20 protein-coding genes, 1 tRNA gene and 1 riboswitch are annotated in these 23,728 nt (G+C 62.4%); of the genes, 15 read left to right on the top strand and 6 right to left on the bottom strand.

The window, feature by feature from the left end; genetic code table 11:
- Positions 1 to 7: 7 nt before the first annotated feature.
- The 10 genes from nuoL to AC0L28_RS14135 all read left to right on the top strand — a co-directional run bounded on the left by nuoL (position 8) and on the right by AC0L28_RS14135 (position 12,184).
- A complete protein-coding gene (gene nuoL / locus AC0L28_RS14180; protein WP_023798864.1) occupies positions 8 to 1,981 on the top strand; it encodes an NADH-quinone oxidoreductase subunit L in 1,974 nt (657 codons plus the stop codon).
- Entirely contained in the window at positions 1,981 to 3,486 is a 1,506-nt protein-coding gene (locus AC0L28_RS14175; protein ID WP_023798865.1) for an NADH-quinone oxidoreductase subunit M, read from the top strand. The genes nuoL and AC0L28_RS14175 overlap by 1 nt, the downstream gene beginning before the upstream one ends.
- Positions 3,487 to 3,505: 19 nt before the next feature.
- Positions 3,506 to 4,942: an NADH-quinone oxidoreductase subunit NuoN gene (gene nuoN, locus AC0L28_RS14170; protein ID WP_023798866.1), complete on the top strand. Its 1,437-nt coding sequence runs from the start codon at positions 3,506 to 3,508 to the stop codon at positions 4,940 to 4,942.
- Positions 4,943 to 4,946: 4 nt separating this feature from the next.
- Entirely contained in the window at positions 4,947 to 5,768 is an 822-nt protein-coding gene (locus tag AC0L28_RS14165) for a biotin--[acetyl-CoA-carboxylase] ligase (protein WP_128173882.1), read from the top strand.
- A 117-nt stretch (positions 5,769 to 5,885) separates the two neighbouring features.
- Positions 5,886 to 7,556, top strand: a complete 1,671-nt coding sequence (locus tag AC0L28_RS14160) for a ribonuclease J (RefSeq protein ID WP_473478116.1) — start codon at positions 5,886 to 5,888, stop codon at positions 7,554 to 7,556.
- Positions 7,557 to 7,645: 89 nt separating this feature from the next.
- Positions 7,646 to 8,050, top strand: a complete 405-nt coding sequence (gene mce, locus AC0L28_RS14155) for a methylmalonyl-CoA epimerase (RefSeq protein WP_023798869.1) — start codon at positions 7,646 to 7,648, stop codon at positions 8,048 to 8,050.
- Entirely contained in the window at positions 8,047 to 8,331 is a 285-nt protein-coding gene (locus tag AC0L28_RS14150) for a DUF1467 family protein (protein ID WP_473478113.1), read from the top strand. Before mce ends, AC0L28_RS14150 begins: the two co-directional genes overlap by 4 nt.
- 561 nt (positions 8,332 to 8,892) lie before the next feature.
- A complete protein-coding gene (gene proS / locus AC0L28_RS14145; protein ID WP_473478111.1) occupies positions 8,893 to 10,221 on the top strand; it encodes a proline--tRNA ligase in 1,329 nt (442 codons plus the stop codon).
- Entirely contained in the window at positions 10,218 to 11,504 is a 1,287-nt protein-coding gene (locus AC0L28_RS14140; protein ID WP_023798872.1) for a lipoprotein-releasing ABC transporter permease subunit, read from the top strand. Before proS ends, AC0L28_RS14140 begins: the two co-directional genes overlap by 4 nt.
- The gene (locus AC0L28_RS14135) at positions 11,504 to 12,184 is read left to right on the top strand and encodes an ABC transporter ATP-binding protein (RefSeq protein WP_036269595.1); all 681 of its coding nucleotides are present in this window, start codon (positions 11,504 to 11,506) and stop codon (positions 12,182 to 12,184) included. The genes AC0L28_RS14140 and AC0L28_RS14135 overlap by 1 nt, the downstream gene beginning before the upstream one ends.
- Positions 12,185 to 12,518: 334 nt before the next feature.
- Here AC0L28_RS14135 and lipB read toward each other — a convergent pair whose 3' ends face one another.
- Positions 12,519 to 13,262 carry a lipoyl(octanoyl) transferase LipB gene (lipB, locus tag AC0L28_RS14130; RefSeq protein ID WP_473478108.1) on the bottom strand — a complete coding sequence of 248 codons (744 nt, stop codon included), beginning with the start codon at positions 13,260 to 13,262 and terminating at the stop codon, positions 12,519 to 12,521.
- Between the two features lie 180 nt (positions 13,263 to 13,442).
- Between lipB and AC0L28_RS14125 the strand changes: the two genes are divergently transcribed.
- A tRNA-Leu gene (locus AC0L28_RS14125) sits at positions 13,443 to 13,527 on the top strand.
- A gap of 281 nt (positions 13,528 to 13,808) precedes the next feature.
- Here AC0L28_RS14125 and AC0L28_RS14120 read toward each other — a convergent pair.
- Entirely contained in the window at positions 13,809 to 14,738 is a 930-nt protein-coding gene (locus AC0L28_RS14120; protein ID WP_128246485.1) for a dihydrodipicolinate synthase family protein, read from the bottom strand.
- Between the two features lie 410 nt (positions 14,739 to 15,148).
- On the opposite strand from AC0L28_RS14120, the gene AC0L28_RS14115 reads away from it, so the two are divergent.
- Complete coding sequence (locus tag AC0L28_RS14115; RefSeq protein WP_473478106.1) at positions 15,149 to 16,861, top strand: GH32 C-terminal domain-containing protein; 1,713 nt, start codon at positions 15,149 to 15,151, stop codon at positions 16,859 to 16,861.
- Between the two features lie 22 nt (positions 16,862 to 16,883).
- Here the strand turns inward: AC0L28_RS14115 and AC0L28_RS14110 are convergent, their stop codons facing one another.
- Positions 16,884 to 17,657 (bottom strand): HAD-IIB family hydrolase, encoded by a 774-nt coding sequence (locus AC0L28_RS14110; protein ID WP_128173875.1) that lies wholly within the window; start codon positions 17,655 to 17,657, stop codon positions 16,884 to 16,886.
- Positions 17,654 to 18,985, bottom strand: coding sequence for a glycosyltransferase family 4 protein (locus AC0L28_RS14105; protein WP_473478104.1), 1,332 nt, complete (start codon positions 18,983 to 18,985; stop codon positions 17,654 to 17,656). Before AC0L28_RS14105 ends, AC0L28_RS14110 begins: the two co-directional genes overlap by 4 nt.
- 397 nt (positions 18,986 to 19,382) lie before the next feature.
- On the opposite strand from AC0L28_RS14105, the gene mgtE reads away from it, so the two are divergent.
- Both mgtE and AC0L28_RS14095 read left to right on the top strand, forming a co-directional pair.
- On the top strand, positions 19,383 to 20,795 hold the full coding sequence (gene mgtE / locus AC0L28_RS14100; protein WP_473478102.1) for a magnesium transporter: 1,413 nt from the start codon (positions 19,383 to 19,385) through the stop codon (positions 20,793 to 20,795).
- 135 nt (positions 20,796 to 20,930) lie between these two features.
- Entirely contained in the window at positions 20,931 to 21,317 is a 387-nt protein-coding gene (locus AC0L28_RS14095; RefSeq protein ID WP_023685221.1) for a MerR family transcriptional regulator, read from the top strand.
- A 100-nt stretch (positions 21,318 to 21,417) separates the two neighbouring features.
- Here the strand turns inward: AC0L28_RS14095 and AC0L28_RS14090 are convergent, their stop codons facing one another.
- The gene (locus tag AC0L28_RS14090; protein WP_051407790.1) at positions 21,418 to 21,924 is read right to left on the bottom strand and encodes a methyltransferase family protein; all 507 of its coding nucleotides are present in this window, start codon (positions 21,922 to 21,924) and stop codon (positions 21,418 to 21,420) included.
- Positions 21,921 to 22,913 carry a heparan-alpha-glucosaminide N-acetyltransferase gene (locus AC0L28_RS14085; RefSeq protein ID WP_128166963.1) on the bottom strand — a complete coding sequence of 331 codons (993 nt, stop codon included), beginning with the start codon at positions 22,911 to 22,913 and terminating at the stop codon, positions 21,921 to 21,923. The genes AC0L28_RS14090 and AC0L28_RS14085 overlap by 4 nt, the downstream gene beginning before the upstream one ends.
- A gap of 386 nt (positions 22,914 to 23,299) precedes the next feature.
- A riboswitch (cobalamin riboswitch) is annotated at positions 23,300 to 23,509 on the top strand.
- A 37-nt stretch (positions 23,510 to 23,546) separates the two neighbouring features.
- On the opposite strand from AC0L28_RS14085, the gene AC0L28_RS14080 reads away from it, so the two are divergent.
- Complete coding sequence (locus AC0L28_RS14080) at positions 23,547 to 23,726, top strand: CbtB domain-containing protein (RefSeq protein WP_023798882.1); 180 nt, start codon at positions 23,547 to 23,549, stop codon at positions 23,724 to 23,726.
- Positions 23,727 to 23,728 lie beyond the last annotated feature (2 nt).

The following is a 23,728-nucleotide window of genomic DNA, read 5'->3' as shown; positions in this document are numbered from 1 at the left end:
AACCACCATGTATCAGGCCATCGTCTTCCTTCCTCTGCTCGGCTTCCTGATCGTCGGCCTGTTCGGCACGTCGCTCGGCGCCAAGGCGTCCGAATACATCACCTCCGGCTTCCTGGTGATATCAGCCGTGCTGTCGTGGGTCGCCTTCTTCGCCGTCGGCTTCGGCGAGGGCGAGGTGTTCACCGTGCCGGTGCTGCGCTGGATCCAGTCGGGCGGGCTAGAGGCGGCATGGGCGCTGCGCATCGACACGCTGACGGTGGTGATGCTGGTCGTCGTCAACACGGTGTCGGCGCTGGTCCACATCTACTCGATCGGCTACATGCATCACGACCCGAACCGGCCGCGCTTCTTCGCCTATCTGTCGCTGTTCACCTTCGCCATGCTGATGCTGGTGACGGCTGACAACCTCGTGCAGATGTTCTTCGGCTGGGAAGGCGTCGGCCTCGCCTCCTATCTGCTGATCGGCTTCTGGTACAAGAAACCGTCGGCCAATGCCGCCGCGATCAAGGCCTTCGTCGTCAACCGCGTCGGCGATTTCGGTTTCGCGCTCGGCATCTTCGGCGTGTTCGTGCTGTTCGGCTCGGTCAATCTCGGCACCATCTTCGCCAATGCGGCGACGTTCATTCCGGCCGAAGGCGCGCCGGAGGGCGCTGCCGTGCTGACCTTCCTCGGCTATGCGCTCGACAAGCAGGCTGCGATGACCGTCGTCTGCCTCTTGCTGTTCATGGGCGCCATGGGCAAGTCGGCGCAGGTGCCGCTGCACACCTGGCTGCCGGACGCCATGGAAGGCCCGACGCCGGTTTCGGCGCTCATCCATGCCGCCACGATGGTGACGGCCGGCGTGTTCATGCTGGCGCGGCTGTCGCCGCTGTTCGAACTGTCGCATTCGGCGCTGATCGTGGTCACCTTCATCGGCGCCTTCACCGCCTTCTTCGCGGCGACCGTCGGCCTCGTCCAGAACGACATCAAGCGCGTCATCGCCTATTCGACCTGCTCGCAGCTCGGCTACATGTTCGTGGCGCTCGGCGTCGGCGCCTATGGCGCGGCGATCTTCCATCTGTTCACGCATGCCTTCTTCAAGGCGCTGCTGTTCCTCGGCTCGGGCTCGGTGATCCACGCCGTCTCTGATGAGCAGGACATGCGCAGGATGGGCGGCCTCAGAACGCTCATTCCGAAGACCTACTGGATGATGGTGATCGGCACGCTGGCGCTGACCGGCGTCGGCATTCCGGTGACGGTCATCGGCACCGCCGGCTTCTTCTCCAAGGACGCGATCATCGAAAGCGCCTTTGCCGCGCACAATCCGGTCGCCGGCCTTGCCTTCGTGCTGCTGGTCGTCGCCGCCTGCTTCACCAGCTTCTATTCCTGGCGGCTGATCTTCATGACCTTCCACGGCCAGCCGCGGGCGAGCCACGAGGTCATGCACCACGTCCATGAATCGCCGCCGGTCATGCTGGTGCCGCTGTACATCCTGGCGGCCGGCGCGCTGTTGGCCGGCGTGATCTTCCATGGCGCCTTCATCGGCGAGGGCTATGCCGAGTTCTGGAAGGCGTCGCTGTTCACGCTGCCGGACAACCACATCCTGCACGATATCCACGAAGTGCCGTTTTGGGTGAAGCTGGCGCCGTTCGTCGCCATGCTGATCGGCTTTGCGATTGCCTGGCAATTCTACATCCGCGCGCCGGAGATGCCGAAGAACCTCGCGGCGCAGCATCGCGGGCTCTACGCCTTCCTGCTCAACAAGTGGTATTTCGACGAGCTTTTCGACTTCCTGTTCGTGCGGCCGGCAAAACGCCTCGGCCATTTTCTGTGGAAGACCGGCGACGGCACCGTGATCGACGGACTTGGTCCTGACGGGGTTTCGGCGCGCGTCGTCGACGTCACCAACCGGGTCGTCAAGCTGCAGACCGGCTACCTTTATCACTATGCCTTCGCCATGCTGATCGGCGTTGCCGCATTCGTCACCTGGATGATGCTCTGATGACCGCCTGGCCGATCCTCTCGCTGGTCACCTTCCTGCCGCTGGTTGGTGTGCTGTTCATTCTGCTGATCAATGACGACAGCGAGAATGCCCGCCGCAACATCCGCGCCATTGCCTTGTGGACGACTGGTATCACCTTCATCATCTCGCTGTTCATCTGGACCGGCTTCGACAATGCGGAGCCCGGCTTCCAGTTCGTCGAGAAGTTTGCCTGGCTGGATTCCGGCATCTCCTACCATATGGGCGTCGACGGCATCTCCATGCTGTTCGTCATCCTGACCACCTTCCTGATGCCGCTCTGCATCCTGGCTTCGTGGGAATCGATCGAGAAGCGCGTCAAGGCCTACATGATCGCTTTCCTGCTGCTGGAGACGCTGATGATCGGCGTGTTCTGCGCGCTCGACATCGTCTTGTTCTATGTTTTCTTCGAGGCCGGCCTGATCCCGATGTTCATCATCATCGGCGTGTGGGGCGGCAAGCGGCGCGTCTACGCCTCGTTCAAGTTCTTCCTCTACACGCTGGCCGGCTCGGTGCTGATGCTGCTTGCCATCATGGCGATGTTCTTCCAGTCCGGCACCACCGACATCCCGACGCTCCTGACGCACAACTTCCCGGCCTCCATGCAGACCTGGCTATGGCTCGCCTTCTTCGCGTCTTTCGCCGTGAAGATGCCGATGTGGCCGGTGCACACCTGGCTGCCGGACGCGCATGTCGAGGCGCCGACGGCCGGTTCGGTGATCCTGGCCGCCATCCTGCTTAAGATGGGCGGATATGGCTTCCTGCGCTTCTCCCTGCCGATGTTTCCGATCGCCTCGGAGATGTTTGCGCCGCTGGTCTTCGCGCTGTCCGTCGTCGCCATCATCTACACCTCGCTGGTGGCGCTGATGCAGGAGGACATGAAGAAGCTGATCGCCTATTCGTCGGTCGCCCATATGGGCTTCGTCACCATGGGCATCTTCGCGATGAACCAGGAAGGCGTCCAGGGGGCGATCTTCCAGATGCTGTCGCACGGCCTGGTCTCCGGCGCGCTGTTCCTGTGCGTCGGCGTCATCTACGACCGCATGCACACGCGCGACATCGACGCCTATGGCGGGCTGGTCAACAACATGCCGAAATACGCCACCGTGTTCATGATCTTCACCATGGCCAATGTCGGCCTGCCCGGCACCAGCGGCTTCGTCGGCGAGTTCCTGACCATGCTCGGCGTGTTCCGGGTCAACACCTGGGTGGCGTTCTTCGCCGCCACCGGCGTCATCCTGTCGGCGGCCTATGCGCTGTGGCTGTATCGCCGGGTGATCTTCGGCGCGCTGACCAAGGACAGCCTGAAAGGCCTGCTCGACCTGTCGACGCGCGAGAAGGTGATCATCTACCCGCTGGCCGTGCTGGTCATCTTCTTCGGCGTCTACCCGGCGCCGGTCTTCGACGCGACCGCCGCATCGGTCAAGGCGCTCGTCACCAATGTCACCGCATCCATCGACACCGCGCAGACCGCGGCGGCGAACTGACCCGAGAGGTTTGCGAACCATGACGCCGGACCTTCTCTCCAGCCTGTCGCTGTCGACGCCAGAGCTGATCCTCGCCGTCGGCGCCCTGGCGCTGCTGATGCTCGGCGCCTATTCGCGCGCCAACACCACCACCACGGTCAGCGGCCTTGCCGTCGCCGTCCTGGTGGTTGCCGGCCTCTGGACGATCCTTTCCACCGGGCAGGGCAACGCTTACGGCGAAGCCTTCGTCCAGGATCCCTTCGCCCGCTTCATGAAGGTGCTGGCGCTGATCGGGTCGGCGGTGACGCTGGTCATGTCGATGCGCTTCGCCAAGGCGGAGCATTTCGACAAGTTCGAGTATCCGGTGCTGATCCTGCTGTGCACGCTCGGCATGATGCTGATGATCTCGGCCAACGGCATGATCGGGCTTTATCTCGGCCTCGAACTGCAGTCGCTGGCGATCTACGTGCTGGCGGCGATCAACCGGGACAATCTGCGCTCGACCGAGGCGGGGTTGAAATATTTCGTTCTCGGCGCGCTGTCGTCGGGCATGCTGCTCTACGGCATCAGCCTCGTCTACGGCTACACCGGCAACACCGGCTTCCAGGAGATCGCCGCAGCACTTGGCGGCGGCGAGCGGCAGCTTGGCCTGGTCTTCGGCCTGGTCTTCGTGCTGGCCGGCCTTGCCTTCAAGATATCGGCGGTGCCGTTCCACATGTGGACGCCCGACGTCTATGAAGGCGCGCCGACGCCGGTGACGGCCTTCCTCGCTGCGGCGCCGAAGATGGCGGCGATGGCGCTGATCGTGCGCGTCACCATGGACGCCTTCCAGCCGATCGCCGCCGACTGGCAGCAGATCATCGTCTTCATCTCGATCGCCTCGATGCTGCTCGGCGCCTTTGCGGCTATCGGCCAGACCAACATCAAGCGGCTGATGGCCTATTCCTCGATCGGCCATATGGGCTACGCCCTGGTCGGCCTCGCCGCCAACAGCCAGGCCGGCGTGCGCGGCGTCGCCATCTACATGCTGATCTATCTGGTGATGACGCTCGGCACCTTCGCCTTCATCCTCGCCATGCGGCGCAAGGAAGGCAATGTCGAACAGATCGGCGATCTCGCCGGGCTGTCATCGACCAATCCGATCATGGCGACGATCCTGACCATCCTGATGTTCTCGCTGGCCGGCATTCCGCCGCTCGCCGGCTTCTGGGGGAAATGGTACGTGTTCCTTGCCGCCATCAACGCCAACCTCTACGCGCTGGCGATCATCGGCGTGCTGGCCTCGGTGGTGGGCGCTTATTATTATCTGCGGATCATCAAGATCATGTGGTTCGACGAACCGGTCGGCGGCTTCGTGCCGATGGCGACCGAGCTTCGCATCGTGCTTGGCGTCTGCGGCGCCTTCGTGCTGTTCTATGTGCTGATCGGCGGGCCGATCGGCACCTATGCCGAAGCCGCCGCCAAGACATTCTTCTGACGGGATGGCGTTTCGGCTGGCTCCAACAGCGGCCTCGGAAGGGTTCCGGCTCGAGGCACATGACACGGTCGGTTCGACCAATGCGCTGGCGCTCGACCGTGCGCGGGCGGGAGATCCGGGCAAGCTCTGGGTCGTTTCGAAAAAACAGGAAAGCGGGCGTGGCCGGCGCGGCCGGGTCTGGGCGACGCCCGAGGGCAATCTGGCGGCGACCCTGCTGGTGGTCACCAATGCCGAGCTTCGCTTGGCCGCGACGCTCGGCTTCGTCGCCGGGCTGGCGCTGGCCGATGCGCTCGACGCCGTCGTGCCGAAGGGCAGGATCGCAATCGGCCTCGACGGCGGCAGCGATGGAAAAAACCGTTTCGAGCTGAAATGGCCGAACGATGTGCTTGCCTCCGGCGCCAAGCTTGCCGGCATCCTGCTGGAATCGGCGATACTCGAAGGCGATCGCTTTGCGGTGGCGGTCGGCATCGGTGTCAATGTGGTGGCATACCCCAAGGATTTGCCTTATCCCGCGACATCGCTTGGCGCGCTGGGCGCTGCTTGCGATGCCGAGACATTGTTTCTGGCGCTGTCGGATGCCTGGAGCGAGAATGCGCGGCTGTGGAACGATGGGCGCGGGCTGGCCGCCGTCAGGCGGCGCTGGCTGGCGCGTGCGGCAGGGCTTGGCGGGCAGGTTGCTGTCAGAATTGACGGTAATGTGGTGCGTGGCACGTTCGAGACCATTGACGAGGACTGCCGTTTCGTGATCCGCGACGATGAGGGTTCGGTTCTGACGATCGCCGCCGGCGACGTGCATTTCGGTGCGGTCGCGTCGGCCCAGGTTTGACAGGCCCCCCAGGTTTGGCAGGCCAAGGTTTTGACAGGCCAAGTTTTTTACGGGCTCAGGTTTGACTGGCCCCAGAGTTTGACGGGCTTGGGTTGACCGGCCAGGAAAGGAATGATCATGGCGACAGCGGAAAACGCCGAACTCGTCTTCGTGCCGCTTGGCGGCGTCGGCGAGATCGGCATGAACTTCGCCCTCTATGGCTACGGGCCGGCCAATGCGCGCGACTGGATCGTCGTCGATGTCGGCGTGACCTTTCCCGATGCCAGCCTGCCTGGCGTCGACCTGGTGCTGCCTGACACGCGCTTCATCGAGGAGAACATCGCCAATCTGCGTGGCATCGTCATCACGCACGCGCATGAGGACCACTACGGCGCGCTGCTCGACACATGGCCGAAGCTCAAGGCGCCGGTCTGGATGACGCCGTTCGGCGCTGGATTGCTGGAAGCCAAGCGGCAGGGCGAGCAGGGCGCACCAAAGATCCCGGTGACGATCTACCGCGCCGGTGAAAAGTTCAGCGTCGGCCCGTTCGAGATCGAGGCCATCCCGGTCGCGCATTCGATTCCCGAGCCGATGTCGCTGGCGATCACCTCGCCGGCCGGCACCGTCATCCACACCGGTGATTGGAAGATCGATCCGGCGCCGACGATCGGTCCGCTGACCGACGAGGCGCGCTTTCGCGCCTATGGCGACAAGGGCGTGCTGGCGTTGATCTGTGATTCCACCAATGCGCTGCGGGAAGGGGTGTCGCCGTCGGAAGTCGCGGTTGGCGAGGGCCTCAAGGGCGTCATCCAGAGCGCCAAGGGCCGCGTTGCGGTCACCACCTTTTCCTCCAATGTCGGACGCATCGTCTCCATTGCCAAGGCGGCACGCGATGCCGGCCGGCAGTGCCTGGTGCTCGGCCGCTCGCTGAAGCGGGTCATCGATGTTGCCGGCGAACTCGGCTACATGGATGGGCTGCCCGAATTCATCGCCGAGGAGGACTTTGGCTTCATCCCGCGCGAAAACCTCGTCATCATCTGCACCGGCAGCCAGGGCGAGCCGCTTGCGGCGCTGGCGAAACTGTCGCGCGAGGAGATGAAATCGGTGTCGCTGACGGCAGGCGATACGGTGGTGTTTTCCTCGCGTACCATTCCCGGCAACGAGAAGGGTATCCTTGAGATCAAGAACCGTCTGATCGATCTCGGTGTCAAGATCATCGAGGACGGTGATGCGCTGGTGCATGTCTCGGGCCATCCGCGCCGCAGCGAGCTGCGCAAGATGTATGAATGGGTGCGGCCGCAGATCGGCGTTCCCGTGCATGGCGAGGCGGCGCATCTGGTGGCGCAGGGATCGCTGATGTCGGTGTCCGGCATCGGCCAGGTGGCGCAGGTGCGCAACGGCGACATGCTGCGGCTCTATCCCGGTGCGGCGGCGATCATCGACCAGGTGCCGTTCGGCCGCATCTACAAGGACGGCAGGCTGATCGGCACCGACCAGGCGATGGGCATTCGCGACCGGCGCAAGCTGTCTTTCGCCGGCCATGTCGCGGTCAATGTCGTGCTCGACGACAAATATGAGCTCGCCGGCGATCCCGATCTGGTCGCCATCGGCGTCGCCGAGGCCGATGGCCGCGGCGAGAGCCTGGAGGACCTGATGATGGATGCGGCAATCGGCGCCGTGGACTCCATCCCCCGTCAGCGCCGAAGAGATCTCGACCTCGTGCAGGAGGCAGTGCGCCGCGCCGTCCGTGGCGCCGCCAATGAAGCCTGGGGCAAGAAGCCGCTGGTGACGGTGTTCGTCACAAGGTAAGGGAATAGGGGAGTAGGGCAGTACGGCAGTAGGGGGAGAAAGTCGTTTTTCCCTACTCCCATATTGCCTTACTGCCCTGAGGAAAACCAATGCTTGGACGCCTGAACCATGTCGCGCTTGCCGTGCCGGATCTGGCTGCGGCGACAGCGGCTTATCGCGACACGCTCGGCGCCCGGGTGACCGCGCCGCAGGCGCTGCCGGAGCATGGCGTGACGGTGGTGTTCGTCGATGTCGGAAATACCAAGATCGAATTGCTGGAGCCGCTTGGTGAGGGTTCGCCGATCGCGGCATTCCTCGAGAAGAACCCATCGGGCGGCATGCATCATCTGTGCTATGAGGTCGACGACATTCTTGCCGCGCGAGATCACCTCAAGGCCAGCGGCGCCCGTGTCCTCGGCGACGGCAACCCGAAGACCGGCGCGCATGGCAAGCCGGTGCTGTTCCTGCATCCCAAGGATTTCTTCGGCACGCTGGTCGAACTGGAGCAAGCATGAGCTGGGTTTCATTTCTCGCCCTGTTCTTCGTCACATGGTGGGTGGTGCTGTTCGCCATCCTGCCGTTCAGCCTGAGGACGCAGGACGAGGATGAGGACGTGACGCTGGGCACGGTATCCAGCGCGCCGCGCGGACCGCATATGCTGCGCGCGGTGCTGCGGACGACGATCGTCACGCTGGTTCTACTTGGCATCTTTTATGGCATGACGCGGGGGCTCGGCCTCGGCATCGACGACATCCCGCACATCGTGCCGGATTTCAGCCGGAGTCCCGAAAACTAGACCGCCGGGTACGGCTGGCCACATCTTGCATGCGAGCACCAATCCGGGCTGGAAGCCGATGCAGGTTCCGAACCGGCTGTGCTGGCGCCAGGTAAAGCGGTTTAGCAATTTGTCGTGCTAACCAAATGATTGCACAAAAAAAATGCAAGGCACGAGGCCTTGCAATTAAACGCGTCCGATCTGTTTCCGGTATCCGGCGGCAGCGAGTAACCGCGCCTAGATCGCATCCTCCCAAGACTTTGACCGCGTAGGAGAGCAGATTTCTTTCCGCCCTCTCGTTTATCGGCGCACATTAGACCAAGCCGGGTGAAAATGTCACGCAGAATTTTGCCCGGAAATAAGCAATCTCGTGCTGCACTGCACAATAGTATGGCAGGCGTTGCTTGCGAAACGACCAGCAAGGCGAACGCGGCACTGCGGCGCCTTTGCGACGCCCCATCGGGCGCCCAGTTGCGCGGGGGCGGGTTTCCATTCCGTCATGAAATGGCTATGAAGCCGGGGCAAGCAAGCCTGCGCTGCGCCGATTCCGGTGCGGCAATCCTCTCTCTCACGGACCGGTCCATGCGTTTGTCGCGCTATTTCCTGCCTATCCTTAAAGAAAATCCGCGCGAGGCCGAAATCGTCTCGCACCGGCTGATGCTGCGCGCCGGCATGATCCGCCAGCAGGGGCAAGGCAGTTTTTCCTGGCTGCCGCTCGGCAAGAGGGTGCTGGACAAGGTCTGCCGGATCGTTCGCGAGGAGCAGGACCGGGCCGGCGCGCTTGAGATCCTGATGCCGACCATCCAGTCGGCCGAGCTGTGGCGCGAAAGCGGCCGCTATGACGATTATGGCAAGGAGATGCTGCGCATCAAGGACCGGCAGGATCGGGACATGCTCTATGGACCGACCAACGAGGAGGTGGTCACCGAGATTTTCCGCGCCTATGTGAAGTCCTACAAGGATCTGCCGCTCAATCTCTATCACATCCAGTGGAAATTCCGCGACGAGGTGCGGCCGCGCTTCGGCGTCATGCGCAGCAGAGAGTTCCTGATGAAGGACGCCTATTCCTTCGATCTCGACTTCGAAAGCGCCAGGGCGGCCTATAACAGGATGTTCGTGTCCTATCTCAGGACGTTCACGCGCATGGGGCTGCAGGCAATCCCGATGCGTGCCGATACCGGGCCGATCGGCGGCGACCTCAGCCACGAATTCATCATCCTGGCCGAAACCGGCGAGAGCCAGGTCTATTGCCATCGCGACTATCTCGCACTTGATGTGCCGGGGGCGGACACGGACTTCTCCAACGATGCCGAGATCGGCGACATCGTCAAGAAATGGACGACGCCTTATGCGGCGACCGACGAGATGCACGACGAGGCGGCGTGGGAGAAGGTCGCGACAAGCGACCGGGTCTCGGCGCGCGGCATCGAGGTCGGCCACATCTTCCATTTCGGCGACAAATATTCGAAGCCGATGGGCGCCAAGGTGACCGGGCCCGACGGCAAGGATCATTTTGCTTCCGGAGGTTCCTACGGCATCGGCCCGACGCGGCTGGTCGCGGCGATCATCGAGGCCAGCCACGACGACAACGGCATCATCTGGCCGGAGGCGGTGGCGCCTTTCGACATCGGCCTGATCAATATGAAAGCCGGCGACGCCGACTGCGACCGCATCTGCGATGAACTCTATGCAGCGTTTGTCGCCGTCGGCAAGGACGTGCTTTACGACGACACCGATCAGCGGCCGGGCGGCAAGTTCGCCACAGCCGACCTGATCGGGCTGCCGTGGCAGGTGATCGTCGGGCCGCGCGGCGTGGCCGCCGGCGAGGTCGAGATCAAGAACCGCAGGAACGGCGAGCGTGAGACGCTGCCGATCGAAGACGTGAAGAAACGCTTCGGTTTTGCCGGATGAGTGGAGCGGCAGCAGCTAAACCCATGGCCGCCGGAGCTTTTTCCGTGTTTGAACGCATGGTCGCGTGGCGCTATCTGCGCTCGCGCCGCAAGGAGACGGTGATCTCCGTCATTGCCTCGATCTCGTTCCTCGGCATCATGCTGGGCGTCGCCACGCTGATCGTCGTGATGGCTGTCATGAACGGCTTTCGCGCCGAGCTTCTGACGCGCATCCTCGGCGTCAACGGCCATCTGATCGTGCAGCCGCTCGACATGCCGCTGGAGGACTATGCGCAGATCGCCGGCCGCATCAACGGCGTGCCCGGCGTCCAATACGCCATTCCGCTGATCGACGGCCAGGTGCTGGCGCAAGGCAATGTCGGCGGCGGGTCGGGGGCGCTGGTGCGCGGCATACGCGGCGAGGACCTGGGCAAGATTTCAATCGTCGCCAACAATATCCAGCAGGGCTCGATCGCCGGCTTCGACACAGGCGAGGGCGTCGCCATCGGCAGCCGCATGGCCGACAATCTTGGTCTTGTGCTCGGCGACACCATCACGCTTATCGCCCCCGACGGCGATGTCACGCCGCTCGGCACGACACCGCGCATGAAGGGTTACCCGATCACGGCGATCTTCGAGGTCGGCATGTCGGAATATGACAGCTCCATCGTCTACATGCCGTTTTCGGAAGCGCAGCTCTATTTCAACATGGATGGCCGGGCCCAGGCGATCGAGATCTATGTCGACAATCCCGACAATGTCGACGCGCTGAAGCCGAAGGTCGAGGAGGCATCGCAGCGGCCGATAACCATGGTCGACTGGCGAGAACGAAACCGGACATTCTTCGATGCGCTGCAAGTGGAGCGCAACGTCATGTTCATGATCCTGACGCTGATCGTGCTGGTTGCCGCGCTCAACATCATTTCGGGGCTGATCATGCTGGTCAAGGACAAGGGCCACGATATCGCCATCCTGCGCACCATGGGCGCCACGCGCGGCGCGATCCTGCGCATCTTCCTGATGACGGGGGCGGCGATCGGCGTGGTGGGCACCCTCGCCGGCGTCCTGCTCGGCGTCGTCATCTGCCTGAACGTCGAGCGCATTCGCCAGTTCTTCTCCTGGCTGGCCGGCGAAAGGCTGTTCAATCCCGAGCTCTATTTCCTGAGCCAGTTGCCTGCCCGCATGGACGCCAGCGAGACGATCTCGGTGGTGCTGATGGCGCTGGTGCTGTCGTTCCTGGCGACGCTGTTTCCGGCATGGCGCGCGGCCAGGCTCGATCCGGTCGAAGCGCTGAGGTACGAATGATGGCCGATGCCATTATCGAGCTGAAGAGCGTCGAGCGGCATTATGTCCAGGGGCCGCGCAAGCTGACCATCCTCAACGGCGCCGATTTTTCGTTGAAGCGCGGGGAGATCGTGGCGCTGGTGGCGCCTTCGGGCACCGGCAAATCGACGCTGTTGCACACCGCCGGACTGCTGGAGCGGCCGGACGCCGGCGATGTCATTCTGGCCGGCCGCGCCTGCGGGCGGCTTTCCGACGACGAGCGAACGGCGATCCGCCGCAACGATGTCGGCTTCGTCTATCAGTTCCATCACCTGCTGCCCGAGTTCACGGCGCTGGAAAACATCATGATGCCGCAACTGATAAAAGGGCTGACGCGCAAGGAGGCTGCCGAGCGGTCGGCGCAACTGCTCGACTACATGCAGATCGGCAAACGCGCGCAGCACCGGCCGTCCGAACTGTCCGGCGGCGAGCAACAGCGCGTCGCCATCGCCCGCGCCGTCGCCAATGCGCCGCTGGTGCTGCTGGCCGACGAGCCGACAGGCAACCTCGACCCGGTCACCGCCTCCTATGTGTTCGAGGCACTGGGGGCGTTGGTCCGGCAGTCGGGCCTGGCGGCGCTGATCGCCACCCACAATCACGAGCTTGCCTCGCGCATGGACCGTCGCGTCACGCTGGCCGACGGCAAGGTTGTTCCGCTCTAGGTGTGCTGTCTGGCTGCATCTCCCCACGCGCAGCCAGCGCGGAAACAGTGAAATCCGATCTCAACCTTTCCTTAACCGTGCCGAACTGAGCGCCCGAATTTCGCGACACGCTCTGACTGAGGCCGTTGACATTCGAACAAAATCAGAACAAAATGCGAACATACTGAAAACAGGAGAGCGTTATGACCGGTCTTGTTCAGGATGTCGTGTCACTGGTGTGCATGAGCACGTTTCTCATTTCCATGGCGATCTGGATCGGAGCGATGTGAGGCAGCGCGCCCGTTCTTCACGGGTGAGGGGCTGCGTCGGAGCTCTGCGGTTCAGCGCCGCCTTGTCAGCCGGCCTTGCGGGCCGTTTCGACAAGCGGAACTGCGGTGGGTCCGAAGACATCCTCGAAGGCGGATTTCAGCGCGAGATCAAGATCGGCCATTGCCAGGGGAAGGCCGAGGTCGACGAGGCTGGTGACGCCGTGGTCCTGCACACCGCACGGCACGATGCCGCTGAAGTGGCTGAGATCCGGCTCGACATTGATGGCGATGCCGTGAAAGCTCACCCAGCGCCTCAGCCTGATGCCGATGGCGGCGATCTTGTCCTCGGCGAGCGATCCGTCGGGCAGGGCGGGGCGATCCGGCCGCACCACCCAGACGCCGACACGGTTCTCGCGCCGTTCGCCGCGCACGTTGAAAGCGGCCAGCGTGCCGATGATCCATTGTTCAAGTGCCGCGACGAAGGCGCGGACATCCTCGCGCCGCCGCTTCAGGTCGAGCATCACATAAGCGACCCGCTGGCCCGGCCCATGATAGGTATATTCGCCGCCGCGTCCCGCCGCGAACACCGGAAAACGTTCGGGCTCGATCAGGTCCTCGATGCGGGCGCTGGTGCCGGCGGTGTAGAGCGGCGGGTGCTCGACCAGCCAGACCATCTCGCCGGCGGCGCCGCCTCGGATCGCTTCGGCACGCGCCTCCATCACGGCAAGCGCATCCGGATAGGCGGTGAGGCCGGGTTCGATCCGCCATTCGACCGGCGCCGAACCGGGCAGGGGCAGGAACGACGTGGCGATCTGGCTGCGTTCTGTCATGGTGTGTCTCGTGTCGCCTCACATATGGCGGCAATCGGGTGAAACGTCCAGTTGCGAGCGCGTTTCAGCTCTTTGGAGGGTTATGCCGAAGCCCGGGCAATTATTGCGCGACGCGCCCTTGTTTCGCTGGAAACGATTTGCTACACGCCGCGAGCCGGTTCGTTCCGGCTCCTACCACGTGCGGTCGTGGCGGAATTGGTAGACGCGCAGCGTTGAGGTCGCTGTGGGGCAACCCGTGGAAGTTCGAGTCTTCTCGACCGCACCAGCTTTATCCAATAAGCTGTTATTTTTATTGTGCGTTTTTTGTTTCCCTGCAGTCCTTCCAAGACTGCTTGTGCAAACTGAACACTGCGCGAACCCGTTGCTGTTTGGATGCGGAATGCCGCGCCCTGACCGCGTGGTTTGACCCGCCATCATATGCCAGCTGCTTCAAAGACCGAACCGTGCCGCGAAACGGACACGTGGGAATGCTCGGCGAAAAATGCGCTTTCCACGCAAGCGGCTGTATATTGATGTGATTGCGCGGCAAAATAGCCCGCTAGTGCATTATCTCAAGGCTTGTTTGCGGACGCGACTTTCCAGCCGCATGAGCAAATAATCGACCTCTTGTCTGGCCGCCGCCGACAATGCACTGCCCGGCTTGCGCTGGGCGTCCGACGCGATGGCGCCGCGCTTCATCATCACATATTTTCGTACCGCAAGCCCCACGCCGGGTTGCTGCTCATAGCGCAGATAGGGCAGGTGGGCGTCGAAAAGATCGTGCGCCTTGTCGCGCTCGCCGGCGGCGGACAGTTTCACCATGTCGACCAGCATATCGGGGAAGGCATAGCCGGTCATCGCGCCGTCGGCGCCGCGCTCCATCTCGAAGTCGAGAAAGAGGCCGCCATTACCGGTAAGGATCGACAGCGGCCGCAGCGAGCCGTCCTTCTGGAAGTCGCGCAGCGCGCTGATCTTCTCCAGGCCCGGCCAGTCCTCGTGCTTGAGCATGAAGCAGGCCGGGTTGTCGGTGACGATGCGGCGGATGACGGCCGGCGTCATGATCACCGAGAGGGTCAGCGGATAATCCTGCAGGACGAAAGGAACATCCTCGCCGACCGCTTCGGATGCGTTGCGGAAGTAGGTGACGATCTGGTCGTCGGTGCGCAGCGCCGGCGGCGGCGCGATCATCACGCCCTGCGCGCCAAGCTCCATCGCGGCGCGCGCAAGGCTGCGCATGGCGGCGAAGCCAGGGGCGGAGACGCCGACGATGACCGGCAGCCTAGTGCGCGCCACGACACGTTTGACGATCTCGATCGATTCGCCGGCGTCGAGCTTCGGGGCCTCACCCATGATGCCGAGGATTGTCATCCCATCGACGCCGCAGCGCTCGTAGAAATCGACCATCGAATCAAGCGATTCCCAGTCGATCTTGCCATCCGCCTCGAACGGCGTCGGGGCAATGGTGTAGACGCCTTTGGTGTCAGCGCCGATGGCCATGAGCTCCTCCTAAATCCAGCTTTCAATCATAGCGCAGGACCGACGGTCCGATCCAACCCGGCAGTCGGTCCGGACGGGCGGGGTCCCGTTCGTCGTTCCATCGTATGCGGACAACTGGTTGGCCGATCTGGACAATGGCTGCACGGGATTGCGCCGCGGGTCGAAACCCGCGGAAAAGAGAAGGTGTTGCGCCGTCGGACAATGCAATCATGCTCTGCGAGCCGTCAACCTTATTACGCCGCGAGTTCAGCAGTTGCAGGCGGCGATCCGTGCGGCGATTGACCTCAAGGACTGTCGATCCTGGGGAATGACTTTGCCAAAGTCAAAATCCAGCCTTAACCTTCTGCAATGCATTCCAGGTCGAGCATCCGGTTTTGCCTGGGAAGGCCGCACGCAACGGAGCCCTATTTATGAGTGACAGCCAGGTAAGGATTGCGGCCGGGAACACCATTCGAAGCCTGCATGCCGATCTGCCGGTCAACGCCACCTTCCATATCTGGCTCAAGGCGACCAGGCCGGACGTTCCAGGCTCGCTGTCGTTTTCCAACGTTCGCGGCAAGTTCGGCGAGGTGAGCGTCGCGAACGCCGAAGAGCATGAATTCAGAATTTTTCACGTCTTCGGCGGCGGGAGTGTCGAACTGGATTACGATGCGGATCAGACCTCGGTTTCGGTTGCCTACTGGTTCGCATTGGCCGACGTGCTGGAGACAGGCATTACAGTTCTCCACACCAATCCGGGAAATGCCCCACCGAACATCCCCGACAGCTATCATTTTCGTCCGCCGTTCGGCTGGATGAACGATCCGAACGGATTTGGCCGGTTTGGAGGCCGCCCACATCTGTTCTATCAGCATTATTCGCATGGCCTTCGCTGGAACACGATGCATTGGGGGCACGCCGTCTCTTCGGATTATTTGCGGTGGCGTCACATGCCAATCTTCCTGTTTCCGTCGGAAGATCTCACCGCCAGGCCCGACAAACGGGGCGGCGCCTATTCCGGCTCGGCCATCCCGCTTGCCGATGGCCCGGGCATTCGCGTCTTTTTCACCGAGCAGGTACAGGACCGTATCCCGGAACAGCAGATCCAACTCACGGCCACTTCCAGCGACCTCATCATGGCGGGAGACGCGCACGTCATCCTGCCATACCGCCCGCTTGACCAGGGATTGACAGCGGATTTTCGTGACCCATACGTCTTCAGGGGACCGGATGGCCTTTGGAAAATGCTGCTGGGCAGCCAGAGCGATGAAGGCGGCGTTGTCCTGCTCTACGAAACCCGTGACCATACGGCCGCCACCGGCTGGACGTATGTCGGCAAGCTTCTGGTCGAGAAACACTATCGGACGACGGCGATCGAATGTCCCTGTCTGCTGCCGCTCGACGGGCCTGCGACCGACCCAGCGACGCGCTGGATCCTGATTCTCGGGCTGATGAACAGTGAAGACCAGTCGACCCGGCGCAAGAACCTGACAATGGCCATTGTCGGCTGGTTCGATGGTCGGACCTTTGCCAAGGAATTCGAACAGGAACTGGACTTCGGGACGGATAATTACGCCTTCCAGGCCTTCGCCGACGGCGATGCCATTGTTGGTATAGGCTGGCTTGCCAACTGGGCCGACACCGGGCCGGCAATCGATTTCCCCACAGCCATGACATTGCCTCGCAATATCCATCTGTCTGCAGGCGAGTTGCACACCCCGCCCATCGGCGCTGCCGAGAGCCTGCGGAGCCATATTCTGGACCGGACACGCCTCGCAGCCGGAGAGCAGGTAAGCTTTATCAACGGCGCCGTCGAAATCCTGTTCGAGCTGGAAAACCCGGGTGCCCATTTCCACTTGAAGCTGCAACATCCAACCGTCCGGCTCGAGGTTGTCGTCGATGACGAGGGACTTGCCATTCGTCATGGAGACGACGCAGCGGCATCCCCTCACTATATTGCCAAGGGAGCCCGTCCAAAACGGCTGCGGATATTCCTCGACTACGGATCGATCGAGGTTTTTGCGGATCGCGGTCGTTGGGCCGGCACGAAACGGATCAGCGGGTTTGAGCCGGTGCAATCGGCACGTCTCATCGCCGAAACTGGCGCCATTCTACACGCGACGGTGTGGGCCCTCAAACCGTGACAACGAGATAAATATTTCCAGCTCAGGATCGGGCGTCCGCAAACACCGACCAATGAACGAGGCCTTCGACGACGCCAAGGGCGAACTGTCCCTTGGCGCTGTAGATCAGCGGGTTGGCCCGCGCCATGTCAAGCAGTTCGGGAAGGGCATTGGCAACGACAATCCCGCGCGCACCGGGCAGCTCGAACATGCTGCGATCATTGTTGGTATCGCCGGCGACGACCACCTCATCGAGGCCGATGCCGAGCTCATTGCAGAGCCAGGCCAGCGCCTGGCCCTTGTCTGCTGAGCGCGGCAGGATGTCGAGATCGCGTCCGCTCGAATAAACCATCGTCACCGACAGGCCGGCCTCGGCCAAAGCACGCTCGATGCTGGCAAGGGCTTCCGGACTTGCGTCGAGCAGGTACCAGCTCGATTTGAAGGCGTGCTGATAGCCGTCGGGTTGGCGGACGGTGTCTTTGAGCGACCCGAGCACCGCATCGATCTTTTCAAGCGACCAGCCTTCCGAAAATCTTTGGGTAAAATGCCCCAAATCAGTAAAGTGTGCGGGGAGCGAGGTGTGCCGCGGACCGGCGAGCATCGTGCCGACACCGCCGATCACATAGTCCGGCGCCGGCAGGGCGACTTCGTCGACGAAGTTCAAGATATCGTCGGCCAGGCGACCGCTGTTGTAAACGAGAACCGGCCGGTGCTCGGGATCGAGCGCCTCCCATTTCAACCGAAAGCGTGACGTCGCCGGCGCATCGCCAGCCAGGGTCCCGTCGAGATCACTCGACAAAAGCGCGATCGGTTTCAATCGCCGTCGTTCCACGGCTCGTCCCAATCATGGTCGTCGACCGCCTTCAGCACCGGACGTCCTTCGACAAGGCTGACCAGTTGCTGCGCGATGCCTGTCCAGGTGAACAGGCTGCGCGCCTTGTGCGCGCCCATGCGGCCCAGACGGCCGTAGAGGCGCTGGTGCTTCATCGGCTTGACGATGGTGATGCCGAGATCTTCCTTGTCGAACGGATCGCCAAAAAGCGCATGCCGGCCATAGCTGATCCCGCGATAGAGGCCGCCATGGATCGTAACCACGGTCGGCGTTCCGCAAGCCATTGCCTCGATCGCGGTCATGCCGAACGGCTCGTAGCGGCTCGACAGGACGAACATGTCCGCCGCCCGATAGGTGTCGGCCAGGTCCTCGTCGGCAACATAGCCGGAGAAGACGACACGATCCTGCAAGCCTAGCTGTTCGACCTGTTGCTTGAGCTGGTTGAGGATCTTCTGTTCCTGCTCGTCCATGTTCTCGCCGCCGACAGCGAGCCTCAGGACCGCATCCGGCACACGCGGCGCCACCACGGAAAACGCATCGATCAGCAGGTCGTAGCCCTTGTTGGTGGCGAGCCGGCCGAGCGCTAGGACCGTTCGCCCTTCGAAGCCGAGCCGATGGCGGATCAACCGACGAGACGCCTCGCTGACGGGGAAGAACCGGTTGTCGTCGTAACCGGGCGGGATCATGTGCACGCGGTCGCGCTCGAGGCTGTAGTCCTCGACCAGCATGTCGACCTGCGGCGGCGTTGTTGCGATCACCATGGCGCAGCTTCGATAGATGATCGTCTCGTGCTTTATGCGCTCGCTGAAATTGAACTCGGCCTCGAACGTATCGGCCTTGTCAGGGTAGTCGGTCTTCATCTGGCGCTGCTTCCATATGCCAAGCGAATGCGGCGTATGGATGTGCGGGATATTGAGCGCTTCGGACAGCCGCTGCCCCGCCACGCCGGCATCCCAGTAGTGACTGTTGATGAAGTCGTAGGAGAGATTTTCCCGGCGAATCAGGCGCAGCGCGTTTTCACACCACTCGAGAAGGTGGCGGTGGAGATATTCCTTCGGAATAAAATTGGGTCCGCCACAGGCGACACGCAGGACGCGAACCCCGTCGGCCACTTCATCGACAGGAGGCTGGTCTTCAAATCGTCGCGTCCAGATATCGACGGCATAACCCAACTGGGCCAGCTTTTTGGCAAGTTCCAGGACATAGACCACCTGTCCGCCGGTATCGGCCGCGCCCAGTGGCGGGTTGGCTGCTACGTAGCCGTGGGTTGAAATGAGAGCAATTCGAGGTATCGCCGCATCCGAGTCCGGCATCTGTATCCTTCTCTACGATTGATCTGCGCACGCCGCAGCATGCACAAGTTGGGTTATATAAGGTTTCCAGCCGCCATCCGCAAATGTCGAAAGCGCCAGGCGGCCGCCAGGCTGGTGGCACGTCGGTGAGAATATTGACTCCGCCCGCAATGGTAGCCCCCAGAGACGCCGATAGGGAACATACCGAGGAGCCTCGGCGCGACGCTTATGGGAGAGCCGAAGACGTTGTGCGATTGGTGGATGATTGCGCCGGCTGACATCGACTTCGAAATCTGACAGACGCTGTAGCAATTTGACGCTGCTCATGATCCTTTCTGGAAATCGATTCCGATTTTCATAGTCATGCGCTAGACCTGACACGCAGCTTTTCCGGAATTCTGAATGGCGGGAGGCGCTTGTGGAAGGCCAGGACGAACAGACGACCGGCGCCAGGACCGCTGAGGACAGCGCCGACATCTATGGCGAGGACGGCGCCATTCTATCGTCGTTCCTTGCCCAGATCGGTGCCGCGATCGCCGATCGCGACACGCTGACGCTAAAGCGTGAAGTCGACGACCTGCACCAATCGGAACTCGGCGACCTGATCGAGGCGCTTCATCCAGAACAGCGCCGCGCGCTGGTCGAATTGTTGGGCGCCGACTTCGATTTTTCCGCGCTGACCGAGGTCGACGAGGCTATCCGCCGCGACATCGTCGACAGCCTGCCCAACGCCAAGATTGCCCAGGGGGTCCAGGACCTCGATTCCGACGACGCGGTCTACATTCTCGAGGATCTCGAAAAGGAAGACCAGGACGAGATCCTGTCGCAACTGCCGTTCACCGAGCGGATCAGGCTGCGCCGCTCGCTCGACTATCCCGAAGAGACTGCCGGTCGCCGCATGCAGACCGAGTTCGTCGCGGTGCCGCCATTCTGGACGATCGGCCAGACCATCGACTACATGCGCGAGGACAACAACCTTCCCGACCGCTTCAGCCAGATTTTCGTCATCGATCCGAGCTTTAAGCTGCTCGGCGCCATCGACCTCGACCAGATCCTGCGCACCAAGCGCTCGATCAAGGTCGAAGAGGTCATGCATGAGACCAGGCACGCCATTCCGGCGACGATGGACCAGGAGGAGGCGGCGCGCGAATTCGAACAATACGACCTTCTCTCCGCTGCCGTCGTCGACGAGAACGAGCGGCTGGTCGGCGTGCTGACCATCGACGACGTGGTCGACGTCATCCAGCAGGAAGCCGAGGAGGATCTGCTGCGCATGGGCGGTGTCGGCGACGAAGAATTGTCGGACAGCATCCTTTCGACCTCGCGCTCGCGCGTTCCGTGGCTGCTCGTCAACCTTTTGACGGCGTTCCTGGCGGCCTCGGTGATCGGCCTGTTCGACCGCACGATCGAGCACATCGTGGCGCTGGCCGTGCTGATGCCGATCGTGGCGGGCATGGGCGGCAATGCCGGCTCGCAGACCATGACGGTCACGGTGCGGGCGCTGGCGACCAGGGACCTCGACATCTACAATGCCGGCCGCATCATTCGCCGCGAGATGGGGGTGGGCTTCATCAACGGCATCATCTTCGCCATCCTGATCGGCATCGTCGCCGCCGCCTGGTTCCGCGATCCCAACCTGGGCGGCATCATCGCCGCGGCGATGATCATCAACATGTTCGTGGCCGCACTTGCCGGCATCCTGATCCCGCTGCTGCTCGACCGGTTCAAGATCGACCCGGCCGTGGCTTCGGCGGTTTTCGTCACGACGGTCACCGACGTCGTCGGCTTCTTTGCCTTTCTCGGCCTCGCCACATGGTGGTTCGGCGTGTGAGCGACGCCCGCTCAATTGACTTTTACGTAAATGCCATGCGAGATTTGGACCAGCCTCTGGCCGATTCTGACACGCGTGCGGATAGCGAGGCCGCATGGTTGGAACTCGCAGCGCGGCCGGGCATTTGGAGTGATGATGCGGGAATATTATTCGATAACCGAACTGACCCGCGAATTCGATGTTTCGACGCGGACGCTGCGCTTCTACGAGGACGAGGGGCTGGTGCAGCCGGTGCGGCGCGGCCGCACGCGGCTGTTTCGCCCGTCGGACCGGCATCTCATCCGCCAGATCATGCGCGGCAAGAGGCTCGGCTTTTCGATCAACGAGATCCGCGAAATCATCCAGATGTACAAGGAGCCGCCCGGCGAGGTCGGTCAGCTCAATCTGATGATCAAGCGCATCGAGGAAAAGCGCGAGGATCTGCGCCAGAAGCGCCGCGATCTCGAAGAGACCCTGGCCGAACTCGACCAGGCCGAAGAGTCCTGCGTCGAGCGGCTGGTGGAGCTTGGCGTCAACACCTGATCGGCCTTTTTGATAATTCTACTCTGGCGGCCAGCCAGCGTGGCTTTCTGCGCTTCTGATGCTCACCTACTCAAGTGTACGCTCCGCTCCGGTTGCCGCCTCAAATCCAGCGGCGCACCCTTTTTGCGTAATCCCGGTATTTCTTGCCGAATTTCGTTGCTAGAACTTTTTCCTCGCCCTCGATCGCCATTTTCTGCGTTGCGAAGGCGGCGATGATCGCCAGCGGCAGGAACCATACGTTCCCCGAGATAAGGGCAACGCCGATCATCAGCAGCGTGTTGGCCAGATAGATCGGATTGCGGCTGACGGCGAAGGGGCCCGATGTAACCAGATGGTCCGGCACGGCGTTCGGGTGGAGCGTCGTCTTTGCCCGGATCATGATGCGGATCGCCGTGAACCAGAGTGCGACGACGCCGAACAATGCCACCCAGCCGGCCGCGAACAGGATGTCGCCCAAAAGGCCGCCGATCCATGGCAGCGGATAAAGCAAGCCAAGCGCGATGCTGACGGCGATGGCCGCGACATAGATCAGCGGCGGCCACGGTATAAACCCCGGTTTTTGCTGTCCCGGTTTCTGTTGGCCCGGTTTCTGCTGATGGTCGGTCATTGTGCTCCTCCCTCCATCAAAGTGCCGTCGGCCTTGGCAGTGCAGGCGCCGGCGAGCTCGTCGAGATGCGCCTTCCATTCCGCAGCCTGGTCGTTGCGGTAGAGCCGATCAAGCGTGGCCTCGCCCTCGAGCGTATCGAGCATGCAGACACAATAGCTGCTGCAGAACTCCGTGTCGCGCGATTGCTCGCACGATGCCTGGCATTCTTTCAGGAAGGTGACCTGCCTGGTTTCGACGGCTGCCGGCATGACTTGCGAAATCAGCCAGACCGAGCCGATCAGCACCGGCTGGTGGATCAGATAGAAGGCGAGGCTGTGCCGGCCGATAAAGACCAGCGGATTAGTCCAGCGGCCGGGCGTTAGGCCCGCCAGCCGCGTCAGCATGCCGGAGGCGAAGGCAAGCTTTGCCGCTGCGATGCCGGCAAGCACAGCGCCGAACCATGGAAACAGCGGGACATAATCGTTGGAGCGCGGGTTGGTTGCCGACAGGCCGACCCACCACAGGGCCGGATGATCGAAGATCTCGGACCTGAGGTAGAGCGGCGCGGTGATGACGAAAGCTGCGACAACCAGCGTCAGCAGCGCCGGCAGCCGCAGAAACGCCAGGCCGAGCAGGCTGGCGAGCGCGATCTCGTGCAGGATGCCGAAGAAGATGAAACTGTCGGGTGTGGCAAGCCTGGTGGCGGCCGATATGGCGAGCGCCGCCCCGCCGACCATGGCGAAGCGTTTCCAGAAGCCGTTCCAGCGGATTTGCTTGCCATGGGCGAGGAACAGGCTGACGCCGACCAGGAACAGGAAGGTCGAAGCGATGCAGCGCGCGTAGAATTTCCACCAGCCAAAGGCGGTCAGGCCGGGATCGGTGTAGCCGAAGAATTCGAGATCCCAGGTGAAATGGTAGCTCGCCATGGCAAGCAAAGCGATGCCGCGGGCTACGTCGATGGCGATGATGCGCCTGGATCGGTCCTGAACGGCCGGCGTAGGAATGGTCATGGTCTCGCAATTCTGATTCAGTGCTGCAAGACGACTATCATGGTTGCCCCGGACAAAAGAAGACAGGGCCCATTGATGCCCAGGGCTTAGGCTAAAGCGCCGTATGCCGCTCGCAGCCAGTGGTCGAGGCCGGCGCCGCCCCTCATTGCCCTGCCGGGCATTTCTCCCCGTAAACGGGGCGAAAGAAGCTGGCCGCAACGCCGGCGCCCTTCTTGCAACGCTGGTGATTGGCGAAACCATCGATGACAGCGCCCCGGGGCAGCGCGGACGATCGGCTTTCAACCTGTCAAGATCGCGGCGTCGAGGAACCAAGCTGGTCTGCCGGCACGGCGCATTCGCGCTGCTAGCTGGCGGAATTTGGTTTGCCGGGCGCGGCGATTCTGCCTATAGTCGCAGCCGTCGTCGGTTCCGTTTTGGAACCAAGAGGGAATGCGGTAGGGGCAAAATTCGCCCGATGCCGTGGCTGCCCCCGCAACTGTGTGCGGTAGTCCTCTCCATATGCCACTGAAGATTTTCTTCGGGAAGAGCTTCTTCGGGAAGGTGGGGAAGGGCGCTGATCCGCGAGCCAGGAGACCTGCCGGCGACAGGAGAACTGACTTCTATGCCCTCGGGTGGAGGGCGAAAGGACAAGACATGAATACCGCTTCCGTCTCGCTCGGCGCTTCCGTCTCCTCGCAGTCGCGCTTTGTGCAGTTGGCGCTTGCTGCATTTCTCGGCGTTTTCGTCATGGGCTTTGTCGGCTTCTCGCATATCGATGCGGTCCACAATGCCGCTCACGACTATCGCCATTCGATGGGCTTTCCCTGCCACTGACG

This window comes from Mesorhizobium sp. WSM4847 (assembly GCF_055811335.1).
The sequence above is the reverse complement of the archived record's forward strand: the minus strand, read 5'-3'. Positions and strand labels throughout refer to the sequence as shown.